Below are 18,121 nucleotides of genomic sequence, written 5' to 3'. Positions count from 1 at the left end.
GTGTTGCTTGGGTCAGCTATACTTGCTTCCCTGTATTAGATGTAGGCCGAGTTGTGGTCGTGATAAATGTGGTCGCTTGCGCAATCGAACATTTTCACAAAGCCATTTTCCAGATAAGAGTTATATTCATTATGTTGACCTAAAAATATAGTGCTATCTTGTGTTTCTAGGCTGACCTCATTTGTACCTGACAGCAACCCATAGTTTAAGTCACCTATCTTACTAATGCTACTTATCACTTTACCATTATCATTATTAGATATAGCTAGATCATAATGATTGCCATCCTTCACTATCTTAATAGATACCTTATCCGCAGGTAATAATATACATTTTCCCGCATCACTATCGCGAATTACAAATTTGCCATCTTTAAAGTAATATTTGTCTTCGGGCAAAGCACCAACCTTATATCCCGATTCAGCCAATTTGTGCAAGAACTTTAACACAGAGTTTTTATCTTCCCCTTCTGCCCTATTGTACAAAGCTTTTAGGTCATGATAATCTATGGTTACATTTGCCTTGTGCTTCCCTTCTGAGTCCTGCTCGTAGCTCTTTTCTATTTTCAAGATTGTATCTTTCAATACCTGCTCTTTCTCTTCCACTGAAGATGACCTTTTTGCCCTTGTTGGAATTTGTGGCTGATCAGACTGCATTTCACTATTGTCGTTTGATACAGTTCTCTCTTCAGCAGCTTGTGCAACAACATTAGTAGTATTGTGACTTATGTGTGATGTATCAACTTCTGTCTTAGTTTCACTTACTTGCCCTTTTGGACTTTCGGTTTGTTTCTCTTTTGTGAATATTCTCTGATAGTCCGTGTAGCCTCTATTAGTGTCACCGATATCACCATCACCTTGATCGAAAGTTATTTTTTTACTTCCATTCCCCATGTCCTCAATTTCAACTTGAGGAGAAACAGATGCGAGGAAATCGTTATAACTGTAGTTGTAGTCAGCAGAAAAGAATATTTTCCCTTTGAAGTTATGGAAATTATTAGATAACATTCCAATTTCTTCATCAGTATCACCATCAAATAGTTTTACTTTAGTGAAATATGCTTGATCTTTTATTCTAACTATTTCACCGCTAGAGTTTCTTTGTATTTGGTAATCATTTGGGTCGTACTTTATAGCAAAAAGTTTGCCAGAGCCATATTTCTCTAAGTTTATAAGGCCCACATTTACATGTTTATGGGAATAATCTCTCTTCTCATATTCATGTGCAAATATTGGATCTATATATCTATATTCATCTGGTATGCCATTATACTCTCTCCCTTCAGAATCAGATGGTGCTAACTTATATTGTCCATCCTTTTGCACTAACTTTAGATGAGTAACTTTTTCAGGTAACTCATAGCGCACATTTTTTCCGTGATCATGAATGAACAAGTTACTTCCATTTGTAATTTCACCTCTTTCATTTTTCACCTCTTCGGTAATATAAAAGCCCATATTTTTGAATTCATGTAAGCGCTCGTCTCCTTGCTTTACAACCGCTTCGTATACATCGTCTTCTGTCCTGTCGGTTCCCTTATTATCTAGTAGTTTTCCTTTTTCTACGATTACTCCATTTGCCTTTTGCTCATCAGAATATTGGGCATGCTCTGAATCCTGATGATTCAAAATTTTGGTACCTCTAAGGAGCAGAGAATCTAAATCTTTTTGGATGTGTCCAGTGCTAGGATGCAACAATTCATTTTCATGTAAATGTGCTTCATCAAAGTATTCATCGCGTTCAACTGTTCTGCCATCTATCAGAGAAGCTTTATAATGACCATTTTCTTTTGTAACCGCCATATAAGCACCACCATCATATTGAACATTTAAGTTGTGCAATATATCCTCAAAAACAAAAGTTTCTTTAGTTTGGCCTTCAACTTGCTTAAAAAATCCTGATTCGCTCAATAACTCTCCAAGCTTTGCATTTCCGTCATATATAGACAGTGCACCCATATTTCCTTGACCATGAGCTTGCATAGAAAAAATCTTACCTTCTTGTAGATCAATATGAGTACCTCTGATTAAGTTTGGATCGATATTGACCAGCCCATCTAATATTTTTGCTGCTTGGGAATTATTTTCAATCTTATCAACAGCTTTGTTTTTTAGTTGATCAAACTCTAAAAATGCTGGTCTGTATTTTGTATTTTCCTCATTACGTAACTCTTCAATAGTAATCTCTCCTTTATGATATTTTTGATACATTTCACCACGTTCTTTATTCAAATTATCAAACTCATCTACCTGATTCTTAATTTCTGTATCATATTTTGATAATATCCTTAAAGCCTGATTTTTATACTCTTGACTGTTTTGGTACTCATTACCTTGTTGGTCAGAGTAAGTCAGCTTAACCTGCCCATCAGCAGTTTTTACTGCCTTTAAGAAATGATATTCCTTTGATATATCGAGGTTATCATTTGTTGCCCTATTAACAGCACGAGCATAATCATAAAACGACACATGTTCTACAGGAGAAAAACTTCCAACGTTTTCTCCATCTATTTTTTCTATATTTGCTTTATAGTAGGATATGTTTTTAATTTCTCCACCCACTATTTCTTGACCAGTTGCTATAAAATCTCCTTTTGTAACTTGTAGGGCATTAATTTCTTCCATAGCAGTTTCTGTATCATTCTCAGCAAGCCAACTTTTGAAGTCAGCATCATGTCCTTTTATGTCTTTCAAGAAACTTTTTGACTCATCTGAGTTACCTTGACGTAAAGCATCTAGGTAGTCTCTTAATAAACTAGGATCTTTTTCCTGTAAGTACATTATCAACGCATGACCTGTTTTATAAACCAGGCTATTTGCTTCGCTGTCCTTTGAATATTCTAAACTTAAAATTTTATCTAAATCCAAATTTTCAGCTTCAGTTTTGTCGATACTTGATCCTTGAGAATTGAATTTATGATCTGAATGATGCTCAAAGTAATCTGCAATTCCTTCCATTAATACTGTAGGTAGGTGCTTACCTCCTGTAGCCAAGTAAGTTAAACCATGTGCAAATTCATGCTGAAGGTTATGAACGCCACCTTGCTGATAGACATACATTTCAGCAAAAACATCAGCTTCTCCTTTGTAGTAACATTTACCACCTTCATCTCCAAGGTAAGAACCAAAACGCTCGCTTCCGCCAAGGTGAGTGTAATCATCCTTGTCATCAAACATATAAATTTTAAATGTTTGTTCTGAGTTGCTGTGTTCTAACTTGAATGTATCTTTAAAACTAGTAGCTGTTTCTTTTATCTCACTTTCAATTGTTGCAATTTTACTTGCTCTTAAATTATGAGAATAAACTTCTACTTTAATATTTAAATCTTTAACTTCTACAACATGTGGCGAATTAAACCCTTTGCCGTTATTGTTAAAGTATTCTTCTTTAGTTATATTTTTATTTATTTGTTGATTGATTGTCATAATTCTAACCTCTAATTTATTAACTCTTCAAATATAAGGTGATCTCTACTAAAAAAGTGTGAATTTTCATATTGGTATAATCTATATCTTAGTGAAGAAATATAAGTAATTAATTTAATATGAACAATATAAGATATAGCTATAACTAAAGCAATTTAGATTTACCGATAATTTGGTAAGCTATGAACTCGTCATTCCGCTACGTGTTAGCGGAATCTATGCTGAGATGCCGCGAATGAATCGCGGTATGACGTAGGAAAACCTGACCTGCACTAGCTATAGGCTCTATAGCTTGACCACAAAAAAAATCTAAATTCTAACGTTACATTAGGATAGGGTAAGAATTTAAAAGCAAATTGACTTTCATTCCACCAAAGCACTATACTAAAACCACGATGGGTAATTAGCTCAGTTGGTAGAGCACTTGCTTGACGTGCAAGCGGTCGCTGGTTCGAACCCAGTGTTACCCACGTTTTTGTTCATGAAAAGATTTTATATGACAGCAGTGCATAACGGCAAACACTCAGCAGCACAGTCCAAGCGCTTAATCTATTCCATAATAATAGTTGCGATAACAATGTTTATGGAAATAGTAGGTGGAATAATTTCACATTCGCTTGCTCTACTATCAGATGCAGGGCATATGCTCACTGACCTCTTTGCCTTAGTTTTAAGCTGGTTGGCACACAAATTTTCAGCTAAGAAATCTGATTTGCAAAGATCATACGGGTATCATCGGTTGCAGATAATTGCAGCATTTGTTAATGGTTTAACTTTATTCTTCATTGCAGTAATCATTATAATTGAGTCAATAAAAAGATTTATTTTTCCGGTAAATGTTGAGTGGAAAGTAATGTTAGTAATTGCTACACTTGGCCTGATCTCTAATATTATAGTCTTTTTTATATTACATAGTAAATGCGAGAGCAATATAAACATAAAAAGTGCTGTACTACACGTTATAGGAGATATTTTAGGTTCTGTAGCTGCTATACTTGCATCCATAATTATCATGTTTACTGGATGGCAAATGGTGGATCCGATTTTATCGGTATTTGTCAGTGTAATCATTTTGAATAGTGGCTACAAAATTCTAAAGAATTCTTGCCACATACTTCTTGAAGGCACACCTGAAGGGATATCTACTGAGGAAATAAAAAGTAAGATCACATCAGAATTATCTGAAGTGATAGATGTGCACCACATACATGCATGGTCACTGTCTGATAATTATTTTATAATTACCATGCATGCCAAAGTAAAGCAAGATGCACAACACACTGATATTTTGTATGAGATAAAAAAAATACTACTAAATAGGTTCGAGATAGCACACTCTACAGTCGAGATCGAATACGATGAGTGTGCGGATAATAAGATACTTAAACATTGACGTTTTAAATTACTATGCTATTACTAGAGTGTAATGATGTTGAAGATAAGCTATGATAGGTATTTCTCAATTACAATTTCCTTCAAAGGAATCTAGCAGGCTAAAGTTTGTTAGTTACTTTGCAACTTTTGTTTCTTTAAGCATTATCACTAGCCCTGTTAATGTTCTTTTTTCTCTTGGTACTATATTCTTCAGGTCTGAAATTAAAACTCTTTATATCTACAAAGAAATAAAAGCGGCAAAACAGCAAAAAATGAGCAAAAGGGAATATTGGGAAATATTTTTTAAGAACAATGCAATCAAGGTAGCAGCCTTCCTCTTGTTTTCTGCTTTCATAACATATCTCACTTTCACCTCCACTTTCTTACTAATTTCGTTACTGGGAACTATACCACTTACAATGCTATTAATTTTATTGCAGAGTGAACTAAGGCCAAAAGATTTTAACCCATTTACGCTGCTTAAAGCTTCTATAAATTTCTTTTTGGAAGGTATAAAAGAGAATTTACGTGGTATGGTTAATAGTTTTGATGTTAAGCTCGAACATTTGCTTCCTCATAAATTAAATGATGATATCAATAATAACGTTCACAAATTAAGACATAAGTATAGTGAACAAGTACCTGAAGACGTAATCAAAAATGATGAATATATTCAATTCATTGGACATATAGATAGTTCATATGAGTTTAGTGATGAAAATAAAGGAAGAGTAATTACATTTTTAAATGACTTTTGCAAAGATGATCAAAAGCATAGCTCTGGCTTTACAGGTGGACAGATTTTACTTTTAGTTCTGAAAGCCTGCAATGATGGAGACAGAGAAGCTGTAAAAAATAAAAAAGACGCGTTAATTACAAATTTGCTTGATAGCCAAACTTTCTCTAGAAAAGAGCGAATCCCTAACACCTGTTTTACCGGTATTGTCTACAGGATGTTAAGTACGCTAGAGGGTATTCATCCTGATCCAGAAATTAGATTTACTCCCCCAAGGGAAATGTTGCTCTCAGAAGCACAAAATAAAGCACGTGAGTTTATATTAGACAAGTTAAAAAACAAGAAAAACAATAAAGAAATCTTTAATGCTTGGTATAAGGTTCAGAACAATCCTGGTGACAATGAAAGTCAAAAAATAGTTGATGATTTCATTTCAGAAGTAAGTATTCCCTTAATGAGAAAATTACTGAGTTTTACTTCTCAATATAGTGAACAAATTGTGCTGACGTTAATGAAAAATATTAGCCCTATAAAGTTAAATAAATTACAATGTTGTGAGCTGGTTCAGCACATGAGAAATAAACTGCAGGAGCATGATTTAGATGACCAAGAAAGTTTACTTGAAAGTATTAAAGAAAAAGTATTCTTGGGACTATTAAATCGAGATTTACTTAGGACAGATTTTTCTCTCAAGGGTTCATCTTTGGATGAAGCTAAGAGAGTAGCTGACACGATAATAGTGAAAGAAGTAAAGGAATTTAAATTAAAAGCTGAGAGGACTATTGAAGGTCAAGTGGTTAGAATGTTAGATAAGTTAAAGATGCTGCCACAAAGTAAAAGATGCTATAGAGTATATGTAGAACTCAGTAAAAATAACGAAAATGATAAGGAAAAAATAAAGAAAATTTTGCAAGAAAGGTTAGAAGTAACAAAAGCAGCAATGGATGAAATGTTAAAAAAAGAAGCTTCACATAAGCTAGAGTTAGAAATTGAAAGTGTATATGAAGGAAATAAAGATCATGTTACTCAACTTTATGAAAAAATAAAGGAAGCGAAGCAAGGATTTATTGAAGACGGACTTTTAACACCTCAAGAAGTAGAGAATATAACAAAAGCAAAAATCATAGACTTAAACGAAAAGGACAAAATCATACCGTCAAGCAATTTGTCTCGTAGTTTAAGTGTCAATAATTTGGCAGCACATTATCTATAAAATTTATACTCTTTACCTTGTAAAAGATTCGCAATATTTCTATGGTGTTTTAGGAAAACTAGTGTTCCTATAACTAGTAATGTTAAAAACAAATTCCTCTGAAAAAAAAAGGACCATGCTACAGCCACTATAGTAGCCGTCAAGGAAGCAAGGGAAGAATATCGAAAGGTAAAAAACACTGCTAGCCAAACAAATATAAACACTAATGCCACAGGTATGTTAAACGCTATCAACACTCCCAGAGTTGTTGCAACTCCTTTACCTCCTTTAAATTTTAGCCAAATAGGAAACATGTGCCCTAAAACTGCTAAAATTGCAGATACATATATATAAAAATCGTTATTATCACAAAATTGTTGTGCTATATAAACGGCGATGAATCCTTTTAAGGAATCCAGAAGTAATGCCAGAGCAGCAAGACATTTATTTCCTGTTCTTGCAACGTTTGTAGCGCCAATGTTTCCTGAACCTACTTCTCTTAAGTTTATCCCTTTTATTTTTGTAATGATTAAGCTAAACGGTATTGAACCTAATATGCAGGATAGTATAAGGACTACATGCTTTTCCATTATACCAAGAACCTAATTAATTTTATTATTCCTCAGCCTCTTTAGGTAGCACTGAACTTCATCGTTAATCTGATTACTAAACAGTATAAGCGCTGTCATGTTGATGAGAGCTAAACAAGAGAACAAAGTTCCACCGATATTGGCAATAGCCATTATATCTTTAGAAAGAGCAGAAAAAAACGCTACAATTATTACTGCTATGCGATATATCACTATACTTTTTGCACCGAATAAATATAGCCACCCCATTTCACAACAATATACAAACGAAATTACTGAAGAAAATGCAAACAAAGGTGCAGCTATGGTTAAAAGTATAGGAAACCATGAAGAAACAGTTTCAAATGCCTTTTGAGTGATTAATATCCCTTCACCAACACTAGTCTGGTATGCACCTGTTATTACTATCGTTATTCCAGTTAAACAGCAAGTGAGCATTGTATCAAAACACGGTTCTATCATAGCAACAAGCCCAGTTCTTACTGGTTCTTCATCTTTAGTTGTTGCATGAGTAATTGCAGCAGAGCCGACACCAGCTTCGCTGGCAAAAATTGCTCTTTGAATTCCAGCAACAAATGCTCCTACCATCCCTCCGCCAACAGCATTAAAATCTATCATGCTGGAAAATAATATCTTAAATGTGTGACCAAGATTGTGGATATTAAATCCAATAATAATAAGGCAGCTACATATATATATGAGTGACATAATAGGCACTAGTGCAGAAGATACTCTAGCTATCCTTTTAATTCCGCCAATAATCACTAGAGCAAGCAGCGCAGAGATTATGGAAGAAAGAAACCAAGAGTGACCATCTACCCAACTTGAATAGCCAGATAATATTGAAACCATTTGGTTGGTTTGAAACGCTACACTTCCACCAAGACCTGATAATACAAAGAATACTGCATATATTGCAGCTAAAACAATACCAAGTTTTTTAAATCCAAATTCCTCCAGACCATTCCTTATATAATGAAAGGGACCACTAAACAATTGCTCCTGATCTTCTGTTCTATGTCTAAATGCTAAAGTCACTTCGGCAAATTTTGCTGACATACCAAAAAAACCTGTAATCATCATCCAAGGCACCACTCCTGGCCCTCCCATTGAAACTGCAATTGCGACTCCAGCAACAGTTCCAAGGCCTACTGTGCTTGAAAGTGCAGTCACAAATGCCTGAAAATGCGTAATATGACCATCATGGTGATTCGTGTCATATTTTCCACATAAAATAGCAAACGCATGCTTAAACATTCTTATGTTGAGAAATCCAAAACGTAATGTTAGAAACACATAACCAAAAGCTAGTAGAAAGATTATAAATGGCACGTAAAGGATTTTGAAAAACAGCACTTCATTCATGAAGTTATTTATTCCATTCAACACAGCATCATAACTTTCATAAAAACCTGAAGCAGCGTACACATCATTAAACAATAGGCAAAATAACACCATACAAAGTAATCTATAAATCATGTTAATACCCTTTAGAATTGTAATAAGAATCTATTGTATTCAAAACTTCCCTTCTTAGTAGATATATTGCAACAGCATTTGGAATCATAAGGCACATGAACAAACTGTCGCCTAGGTAAGATATAAATTCTATATTTTTTGACATACAACTAATATACACTGAAACCACTATAAGAATTTGGAACGGTATCAGTATTTTTTTATTACCAAATAAATACAGCAGAGCAACTTCACAGTAGTAACAATAAGCTATTATTGTAGAAAATGCAAAGGAAAACATCATTAGCGGAAAAACTAACTTGCTGAACAAGGGCAAAACTGTTGAAAATACCGAACTAATTAGTGTAATATCACCCACGTTATCAGTGCTATGCATACCAGTAATAATTATCACGATACCAGTCAAAAATGAGATTAGTATTGTGTCTATAAGTGGTGCAATCATTGCAACGCATCCAACTTTAATTGGATCTTCTTCTTTTACAGCTGAATGTGCTATAGCTGCTGTTCCGGTACCTGCTTCGTTAGCAAACACTGATCTTCTCACTCCTGCTATTAATCCGCTCAATACTCCGCCTCCTATAGCTGATTTATTGAAGATGTCTTGGAATATTATGGATAGAGCATTCAGCAAATTACTTCTGTTTACATAAATTAAATATATACACATACCCATATATAGCACTATCATAATTGGTGCTAAGCTCGTTGAAACGAAAGCAATGCGCTTTATTCCTCCCAATATTACAATAAAGACAAGCAGGGATATAATAATAGATGCGTTGTATTCGAAGAGGTTATTTGACAATGCTGCTATCTGATTCGCTTGAAATGGTATACCGCCCAAAATCATTGCAATAAGTAGCATAATCGCATAAGTAAAGGCAAGAAATCTACCAGTTTTTGCAAGCCCGTACTTCATGTAATAAAAAGCCCCGCCAGTTGCATTTTCAGAGCGATAGGTGAATGCAAGCACCACCTCGGCAAACTTTATCGACATACCAAGTATTCCGGTAATTACCATCCAAAAAACTGCACTTGGGCCCCCTATTGTGATAGCTATTGCAACTCCTGATATTGTTCCAAGACCAACTGTTCCTGAAATTACTGTTGCAAACGCTTGAATATGAGTGATTATGCCATTGTTATTGTTATTACACTTTAGATTGAATAGCGTCTGTATTCCATGCTTGAACAATCTAAAGTTAGTGAATTTGAATTGGATGGTACAAAAAACCCAGTTGCAATTACCCAAATAATTATAAATGGAATGTTAAATATCTTTATGTACAGAAATGAATTTAACAGTTCACTTATTTTTACAATCATGCTGCTCACTACTTTTTATTACAACTTATAGCTAACGAGCTTTATACGAGTAATATATATAAAGCCCAGTGCTTACTGGAATAGTAAGTACATACACTACACCTAAAATTGGTAGCGTCATCCAGGGCTTACTGATGAAAAATATAATAAGTACTCCAAAAAATGACACAAATATATAGGATAGGCTTTTGGGAACATAAATATATTTTGCAGAGAAAGTTGGAATGTGACTTATCGAAAAAAATGAAATGGCCAGAAAGTAACAAGCTACGTTTCTTGTGTTAAAAAATCGCTCTATGAGAAGTAAGTATTCACTCTCATGAGATTGAAAGGTAATAATTATTGGTAACAAAGAAAGTAAAGCACACACTGGAGCTGGAACACCAGAAAAGAAAAATTTTTCCCAGTGTGATTGTTCTGAGTGTAGCGAAACATTAAATCTTGCAAGTCTTATTGATATGCAGATTACGTATATCATTACTAAAATCCAACCTATGACTTTGATTTCGTTTAGCTTCCAAAAATACAAAAGAAATGCAGGCGCTGCACCAAAATTTAGAAAATCTGCAAAAGAATCAAGCTGGGCTCCAAAATCGCTAGTTGATTTTAGAATTCTAGCTATTCTGCCATCCATTCCATCTATTATTGCTGCAATGATGATAAAAATTACTGAGAATTCCCATTGTTCATTAAATGTAAATTTAAGTGAAGTGAGACCAGAACATAAACCCAATAAAGTTATAAAGTTTGGGAATAATTTAGTAATAGGTAAGAATCTACTGTTACTTCCATCGTTATTCATATAACGTCAAAAGTAAGCTTCTCTTGAACGTTTTCCTTATTTAAGTTTGCTATAATTGTTTCACCACCAATAACAGTTTGCCCTTCTGAAACTCTGACTTCTATATCAGCAGGAACATAAATATTCACTCTACTACCAAATCTTATAATTCCAAACCTTTCACCTGCTTTCACATTCTGGGATACTCCTAAATTACAAACGATACGACGTGCAATTAATCCAGCTATTTGCTCCACAATAATTTCTTTTCCCTTTTCGTATTCAATCACAATAACCTGCTTTTCATTTTCATTACTAGACCTATTGCTCATTGCGGATACAAACTTGCCTTTTTTATAATTCATTTCCTTTATCGTACCAGATATTGGTATACGGTTCACATGGACGTTCAAAACACTTAAAAATATGCTAACAAGCGTGAACTTCTTCTCTTCTCCATTTTCTGCCGATAAAGGATAATTAACTTCTTCAATTTTTGAAATCACACCATCAGCAGGACTTAATATAAGATCCTTATTGTTTGGCACAGCTCTTGTTGGATCGCGAAAGAAATAAGTACACAATAATGTCGGAAACAAGCACGTAACACCAAACCCCCAAGATATAGAGAATGCTATACACGTTACTATAAAGGCAACGACTATAAATAAATAACCTTCCCTGTTTATATTAGGTAAACTAAAACACATAATCTTATTCACAATAACCTATTGTTAACAATTTATCATTTATAATTTCTCATGAAAAGCTTTTTTTAACTGCTTCAGCAAAGTCCTCTTGATACAAGGTAACATTACAGATTAGCACACACCGTCATACTGTAACAACCCATCCAACACAAACTAAGTTTAGATCAGAACACTGATTCTTCTAAAAGTTGCTCACTATCCTCGTCTATTATAATAGAATTATCATGATTTCTGAGTAAATCTCTGATTTTCATTTCTATTTCATTTGCGACTTCTTTGTTTGTTTTTAGGTAAGTTTTTACATTCTCTCTTCCTTGTCCAAGACGTGTATTGTTATATGAATAGTAAGCACCTGCTTTTTCAAGCACACCAAGCTTTGCTCCCATATCTATTATTTCTCCGAGTTTTGATATACCTTCATTGTACATTATATCAAATTTCGCTTCTCTAAATGGAGGAGCAACTTTATTTTTTACAACTTTAACTCTTGTTTCATTGCCTGTAATATTTTCTTTGTCTTTTATTACACCAACTTTTCTTATGTCAAGCCTTACAGAAGTATAGAATTTTAATGCATTTCCACCCGTGGTAGTTTCAGGATTTCCATACACTACTCCTATTTTCATACGAATTTGATTAATAAATATCAATATACAGTTCGCTTTTGAAACGGCAGAGGTTAGCTTTCGTAGCCCGTGACTTAGAAGCCTTGCTTGCAGCCCCATATGTTGATCACCCATATCACCTTCAATTTCAGCTCTTGGAGTTAACGCTGCAACAGAGTCAATAACTATCACATCAACCGCACCAGAACACACTAAGTACTCAACAATGTGTAATGCTTGTTCCCCAGTGTCTGGTTGCGAAATTACTAAATCATCAGTGCTTACCCCAAGTTTACGAGCATATAAGACATCCAATGCATGTTCTGCATCGATAAATGCGCATGATCCTCCTTTTTTTTGTGCTTCAGCAATCACGTGCAAGGCAAGAGTGGTTTTACCAGAACTCTCGGGACCAAATATTTCAATTATACGTCCTTTTGGCAGACCTCCAAGACCTAGAGCCGAATCAAGCGCAATTGATCCTGTGGATATTGTGTCTATTTTCTCTACAGGGTTTTGCTTCAACTTCATTATTGCACCTTTACCAAATGCTTTTTCAATCTGGCTTATTGCGTTATCTAATGCTTTTTGCTTATCATTATTTCTTTCTTCTGAGTTGTTTGCCATGGATCATTTATTAACTTGTATAACTTCCATGATAATCGAACGTGAACAACCTGCCAAGGGTTTTTTAATAACGAAGAACGTTATCGTAGAAAAATTAGCTACCTAAATTATATTAAGATAGAAAGTTAGATAGACTCTGCAGTGCGATACAAAATAACGATAGAATACAATGGTAGTAGTTTCTCTGGCTGGCAGAAGCAGCAACATTCTGCTAATTCAATCCAGGAAGCCATAGAAAATGCTATATTTAATTTTAGTGGTGAGAAAGTTACTTTGTACTGCGGTGGCAGGACTGATGCAGGGGTTCATGCTTTAGGATAAATTGCTCATTTTGATATGGAAAAGGAATTTGAGCTTTATAGAATAAGAAACGCAATAAATTATCATTTAAAATCAATTCCCATAGTTGTACTGAATGCAGAAGTTGTAGATGATGCGTTTCACGCACGGTTTTCAGCAAAAAAAAGATATTACGAATACAGAATAGTTAATCGCTATGCTCCTGCCGCTCTGGAGACAGGTTATGTATGGCAAGTGTTTAACCCACTTGATGTAAATATTATGCGTGAAGCTGCTAAACATCTACTTGGAAAACATGACTTTTCAAGTTTTCGTTCAAAAGATTGTCAAGCCGCAAATCCGATGAGAACAATTGATGATATCGATATAATACAAAATGGGAATCATATACACATCAAAATATCTGCTATTTCCTTTTTACATAACCAAGTGAGGATCATTGTGGGTACTTTAGTTGAATTTGGAAAAAATAGAACTAATCCACAAGAAATGCTAAATATATTAAACCAATGCAAAAGAAATGCAGCTGGAGTTACTGCACCACCTTTTGGCTTATATTTGGTAAAGATAGATTACTAATTTAATAAAAAGTAACGTTCTTAGTGAAATAAGTGTCATACCGCCACGGTATCTCCAGATCCTGCTAACAAGAAGCGGGATGACAAGTTTAAGTTCTCATTGGCATCACTACATATAATACACTTGAATCGTCTTCATCAGTGATAATTGTAGCACTATTACCATCGGCTAAGCTAAACTTACATTTATTTTTTATGCAGGATAGAACATCAAGTAAATAACGCGAGTTAAACCCTATTTCTATAGGGGCTTCATTGTAGTCCACTTCTATGGATTCAGTTGCATCATTGCACTCTTGAGAGTTTGAATGCAGAGTCAGCAGCTTTTCTTGTAGTGAGAATTTAATGGATTTTACTTTATCAGATACAACAACGGAAACTCGATCTATAACATCTGAAAGTTTTTTACTTTCAATAATCATATGCTTATCTTGAGATGCTGGAATAACTGCTTTATAATTTGGAAAAGTCCCATCTATTAATTTTGATATTAGAATATATTCACCGCATGTAAACTTGATTTTTCTGTCTGAGAGTTTTACATTAATTTCATTACAGTCGTCCAATATTTTTAACAGCTCCATAACAGTTTTACGTGGAATGATCACACCAAATTCGCCATTGATGTTCCCAGGCTTTGGTCTCTTTATACATGATAAACGGTGACCATCAGTTGCAACGCAGTACAGAAACTGCTCGTCTGTATGTAGATATATTCCATTTAAATTATACCTTGTATCATCTAGTGATACAGCAAATTTTGTTTTAGTTAATAAGTCTATCAGGTCCGTATTTAGTAGAATAAAATCATGTTTATAATTGTCTTCTTCAAGAGCAGGAAAGCTGCTTGAAACTACATTCGGTAAAGAAAAGTTTGCATTTCCGCAAGACATCAATAATTTTCTTTGGTTGTTTACTTCAAAATTGACATCCAAATCAGCGGGTAACTTCTTCACTATGTCATGTAAAGTATGCGCTGAAATTTTTACTTCTCCTTCTGTTAATACGGTTGAAGCAAGTGAGGCAAACATTGAAATGTCAAGATCAGTTGCCATTAATTTTATGCTGCCGTGTTGTGCTTTGATATTTATACATGCCAAAACATCTATTGCATTACGCCTTTCAACCACTCCACTTACTCTGGATAATGTATTTAAAAGACTTGTACGGCTCACGCTAAAACGCATCTGCTCGCACACAGAATTTTGCTTTTTGATTTCTGTATCTACACCTGCAACCTCTGACATTGCTAACTCTCAAAAATATATTTTAAATGATATCCACATCCTATATAAAGTAAAGTGCTATTTATATTTCCATTGAAAGAGTAGTCCAGTTTATACTATAGCTGGGTATTTTGTTACAATGATTTACTTTGTATGACATAAATCATGCATTTTTTGATACGCTTTTTGAAAACCAAGTAGGGAATAAGTATCATCAATGGTCACTGTTTTTGTTTTTCCATTAACTACCATTGATAATCCCTGCTTCATTTTTAGAATGAGATCTTGATCTATTTTTGTATGCTCTGCCCACGCAAAACTTCCCTGTATTATAGGCAGTGTATATTTAATTTTTTTGTCGATATTGAGAGCTACAGGCTCCTTATCATACTGAAAACCAGAGGTAACGCTTACCTCATCTGCTTTTTTATCAACATAACTGACCATTACATACGGCTTGCGATTGGTTGTATAATGCTCGCTTTTTGTCTTAGGGTAAGATACAATGTAACACACTTTCTCTCCATCTTCTGATGCAGTATATACAAGCCAGTCTTTGTATTTTTCCTTCAATTGCACATCACTAACCGATGCAAAAGCGCCTATTGAAAAAAATATTAGAAATATAAAAAAACTAAGCATGCAAACCAAATTTCAAACTTTCTGATTGTATATATTGTTTTACCTTAGCCATCGCCTGCTCAGCCAACTGTCTTATTCTTTCTCTTGAAACACAATATTTTTTACTAAGTTCATCTAGAGTTTGAGTGTTTTCAGACAAATATCTACTGATAAAAATGTCTCTTGCCCTTTCGTTAAGGCTTGCTAGTGCATTGTTTAAAATTGTTTCTTTTAATTCTTTTTCTTCATGATTCTGATAGGTTACTTCTTGACTGACCAAGTTACATGGGATCATATCTTGCAACTCCCTTTTAGAGTCATCACCTATTTTTATGCAATCGTTTAGCGACTGATCCTTACAAGCCAAACGGTAATTCATCTGCAGAACATCTCCTTCGGATACAGAAAGCTCATTAGATATTGCTTTTATTTCTTCATTGCTTAAAGTCTCTCTGTTTGTATACTGTAAAATTCTTTTTTTTATTTTACGTAAACTAAAAAATAATCTTCTTTGTGCTTGCGTTGTGCCTATTTTCACGAACGACCAAGATTTCAATATAAAGTCTTTTATTGAAGCTTCAATCCACCACACTGCATAAGTTGAAAAACGAAACCCTAAATCAGGATTAAACTTTTTTACTGCATGCATTAAACCCATATTCCCTTCCATGACCAGGTCCATCAACAATAGTCCATAATTTTTGAATTTCATTGCAATTTTCACTACCAAATTCAAATGGCTGGTAATCAATTTATGAGCAGAAGAAATATCCTTATATTGGTTCCAATTTTTTGCTAATCGTACCTCTTCCTCTTGAGACAGCATAGGGAATTTTTGCACTCTAGCAATATATTGCATGAGATTGGTTCTGCTATCAACACATAAGCTTGCCATTGGGGTCAACATAACAACTTAAATTAAAACTTCATATATATAATATATTGATTTTCGAGCAAAAATTCAAGCTTTGATTTGAAAAAAGTACAAACCTTCTATCTAATTGGGATCTTAAAGACGATAAGCCCCAACACAGCTACCTGGGTAACACTATATATGACATCCTGCCAGCGTGTAATGATGAACATTATAGTTTAAATACGTAGTAAGTGGTGTTATTCCAGTGCCTTGACACTGGAATCCACATTTCTTTTTTCTAGATCCCAGTGGGCTTTGTTGCATAGCAACGTAAGTTTTTTCCAGAGTAAATAATTTTATGCGACTATTTCAAATTTAGGCATACCAATTGCAGTAAATTTGTTCATTAAGTAGCATTTAATAAGCAGTTTCTTCTCTCTATTTGTCTCAGATTTATTCTTAAAACTAAACCCAAATATTCGCTTCAACCTTGAGAAAAATCCTTCAATATACGATCTTTTTCCGTAATTTACTTCTTCTTTCCATCTTTTTATACCATTCTCACCATGTAATTTCATTAACTGAATAGCGGCATTTCTATCAAGCATATAATCCAATTTTGGATGCTCTGCTGCGTTGTTTTTCGGAGGAATTTTCGTTTTTATGCCATATTGATTACACAGCTTATAGAGCTTTTTTCTACCATATGCCCTATCTGCATATAGTGCTTTTATAGCATATTTAACATCAAATTTCCCCAATGCTCCATAGTGATCAGAGTAAACGCCATTACTGTATTTTGTAGCTATGACTTGTTTGCTCAACATTATGTGCAATTTTCTTACTTGTTTATAGCTGCGGTACTCTCTATCTTTGCTATTTTCTTTGCTGTGTGTTGTTGTATATACTAATTCCTGTACTGTCTATAGCAATTTCGATATCTTCCATCTTATTTTTATCAACTCTGCAATCATTGATCTTAATATCAAGTTTCTTTTGATGCTTGTGAATAGCTGCAAATTTTTTCCTATTTGTTCAATGTATCCCTCTAAAAATCCCACTCAAACCTATTCTGAATAGATGGGTTATTATATGTATCAAAATTACCACTTTGTTGCTGTAAATATTGTTGCCACCCTACATTTTTGGCCCAATTTCATACCAATTTTCTATAGCTTCGTTGATATAATGAAAAATATTTCCTCTTTTTTCTAGAAATTTGTTATATTCTCTATGGTTACTGACTCTCATTTTTTGTGGCATATTTATCCTTAAATCGTCATTTTATAATGAATTTAGTCAGTAATCACTAGTTTTTCTGCTGCTATGCAACAAAGCCCACTGGGATCCAGATTGGATACTGAGTTGGTGAGTATAAAAGTATAGCTAACATGAGCTCTGCGTCATGCCGCCACGGTATCTCAGCAGATCCCGCTAACAAGCAGCGGGATGACGATTGTCAGGGTGTCATCCCAGCGCCCCTATGATGTCATCCCAGTGCCTCTTTTTTGTCATCCAAGTAGCCCCTTTTTTTGTCATCCCAGTGCCCAGACACTGGTTCACTCTATAATGGCAGTGCCTCTATGATGTAAGGAATCCAGTTTTTATGCAATCTCATCAAGAACGTTGTGTTTTAACGTAAGGTTGGCTACTGTTTACACTCACTAACTTAGCTGGATCCCAGTGTCAGGG

11 protein-coding genes, 1 tRNA gene and 3 pseudogenes are annotated in these 18,121 nt (G+C 34.5%); 4 read left to right on the top strand and 11 right to left on the bottom strand.

The window, feature by feature from the left end; all coding sequences use genetic code 11:
• Positions 1-35: 35 nt before the first annotated feature.
• A complete protein-coding gene (locus OOK84_RS01355; RefSeq protein WP_264732033.1) occupies positions 36-3,425 on the bottom strand; it encodes a peptidase M2 in 3,390 nt (1,129 codons plus the stop codon).
• A 397-nt stretch (positions 3,426-3,822) separates the two neighbouring features.
• Here OOK84_RS01355 and OOK84_RS01350 point away from each other — a divergent pair.
• The 3 genes from OOK84_RS01350 to OOK84_RS01340 all read left to right on the top strand — a co-directional run bounded on the left by OOK84_RS01350 (position 3,823) and on the right by OOK84_RS01340 (position 6,748).
• Positions 3,823-3,895, top strand: a tRNA-Val gene (locus OOK84_RS01350).
• Between the two features lie 11 nt (positions 3,896-3,906).
• A complete protein-coding gene (locus OOK84_RS01345; protein WP_264732031.1) occupies positions 3,907-4,818 on the top strand; it encodes a cation diffusion facilitator family transporter in 912 nt (303 codons plus the stop codon).
• Between the two features lie 52 nt (positions 4,819-4,870).
• Positions 4,871-6,748: a hypothetical protein gene (locus OOK84_RS01340; RefSeq protein ID WP_264732029.1), complete on the top strand. Its 1,878-nt coding sequence runs from the start codon at positions 4,871-4,873 to the stop codon at positions 6,746-6,748.
• On the opposite strand, the gene plsY is transcribed toward OOK84_RS01340, so the two are convergent.
• The 6 genes and pseudogenes from plsY to recA all read right to left on the bottom strand — a co-directional run bounded on the left by plsY (position 6,739) and on the right by recA (position 12,848).
• Positions 6,739-7,317 carry a glycerol-3-phosphate 1-O-acyltransferase PlsY gene (gene plsY, locus OOK84_RS01335; protein ID WP_264732027.1) on the bottom strand — a complete coding sequence of 193 codons (579 nt, stop codon included), beginning with the start codon at positions 7,315-7,317 and terminating at the stop codon, positions 6,739-6,741. The two genes, OOK84_RS01340 and plsY, sit on opposite strands and share 10 nt — an antisense overlap.
• Before the next feature lie 12 nt (positions 7,318-7,329).
• Positions 7,330-8,796 carry an alanine/glycine:cation symporter family protein gene (locus tag OOK84_RS01330; protein WP_264732025.1) on the bottom strand — a complete coding sequence of 489 codons (1,467 nt, stop codon included), beginning with the start codon at positions 8,794-8,796 and terminating at the stop codon, positions 7,330-7,332.
• A gap of 1 nt (position 8,797) precedes the next feature.
• A pseudogene (locus OOK84_RS01325) lies at positions 8,798-10,125 on the bottom strand (alanine/glycine:cation symporter family protein).
• Positions 10,126-10,156: 31 nt separating this feature from the next.
• Complete coding sequence (locus OOK84_RS01320; RefSeq protein WP_182183504.1) at positions 10,157-10,927, bottom strand: CDP-alcohol phosphatidyltransferase family protein; 771 nt, start codon at positions 10,925-10,927, stop codon at positions 10,157-10,159.
• A complete protein-coding gene (locus OOK84_RS01315) occupies positions 10,924-11,616 on the bottom strand; it encodes a phosphatidylserine decarboxylase (protein WP_253309960.1) in 693 nt (230 codons plus the stop codon). The genes OOK84_RS01320 and OOK84_RS01315 overlap by 4 nt, the downstream gene beginning before the upstream one ends.
• Positions 11,617-11,780: 164 nt before the next feature.
• Positions 11,781-12,848 (bottom strand): recombinase RecA, encoded by a 1,068-nt coding sequence (gene recA, locus OOK84_RS01310; protein WP_264732023.1) that lies wholly within the window; start codon positions 12,846-12,848, stop codon positions 11,781-11,783.
• 141 nt (positions 12,849-12,989) lie between these two features.
• Here recA and truA point away from each other — a divergent pair.
• Positions 12,990-13,727, top strand: a pseudogene (truA, locus tag OOK84_RS01305) (tRNA pseudouridine(38-40) synthase TruA).
• Between the two features lie 88 nt (positions 13,728-13,815).
• Here the strand turns inward: truA and dnaN are convergent.
• The 4 genes and pseudogenes from dnaN to OOK84_RS06805 all read right to left on the bottom strand — a co-directional run bounded on the left by dnaN (position 13,816) and on the right by OOK84_RS06805 (position 17,692).
• Positions 13,816-14,973, bottom strand: a complete 1,158-nt coding sequence (dnaN, locus tag OOK84_RS01300; RefSeq protein ID WP_264732021.1) for a DNA polymerase III subunit beta — start codon at positions 14,971-14,973, stop codon at positions 13,816-13,818.
• 123 nt (positions 14,974-15,096) lie between these two features.
• The gene (locus OOK84_RS01295; RefSeq protein ID WP_264732019.1) at positions 15,097-15,594 is read right to left on the bottom strand and encodes an invasion associated locus B family protein; all 498 of its coding nucleotides are present in this window, start codon (positions 15,592-15,594) and stop codon (positions 15,097-15,099) included.
• Complete coding sequence (locus OOK84_RS01290; protein ID WP_253309418.1) at positions 15,587-16,480, bottom strand: RNA polymerase factor sigma-32; 894 nt, start codon at positions 16,478-16,480, stop codon at positions 15,587-15,589. The genes OOK84_RS01295 and OOK84_RS01290 overlap by 8 nt, the downstream gene beginning before the upstream one ends.
• A gap of 305 nt (positions 16,481-16,785) precedes the next feature.
• Positions 16,786-17,692 (bottom strand): annotated as a pseudogene (locus OOK84_RS06805) (transposase).
• Positions 17,693-18,121: the final 429 nt, after the last annotated feature.

This window comes from Wolbachia endosymbiont (group A) of Sphaerophoria taeniata (assembly GCF_947250735.1).
In the GTDB taxonomy this organism is placed as follows: domain Bacteria; phylum Pseudomonadota; class Alphaproteobacteria; order Rickettsiales; family Anaplasmataceae; genus Wolbachia.
This window is presented reverse-complemented; position numbering and strand designations above follow the sequence as displayed.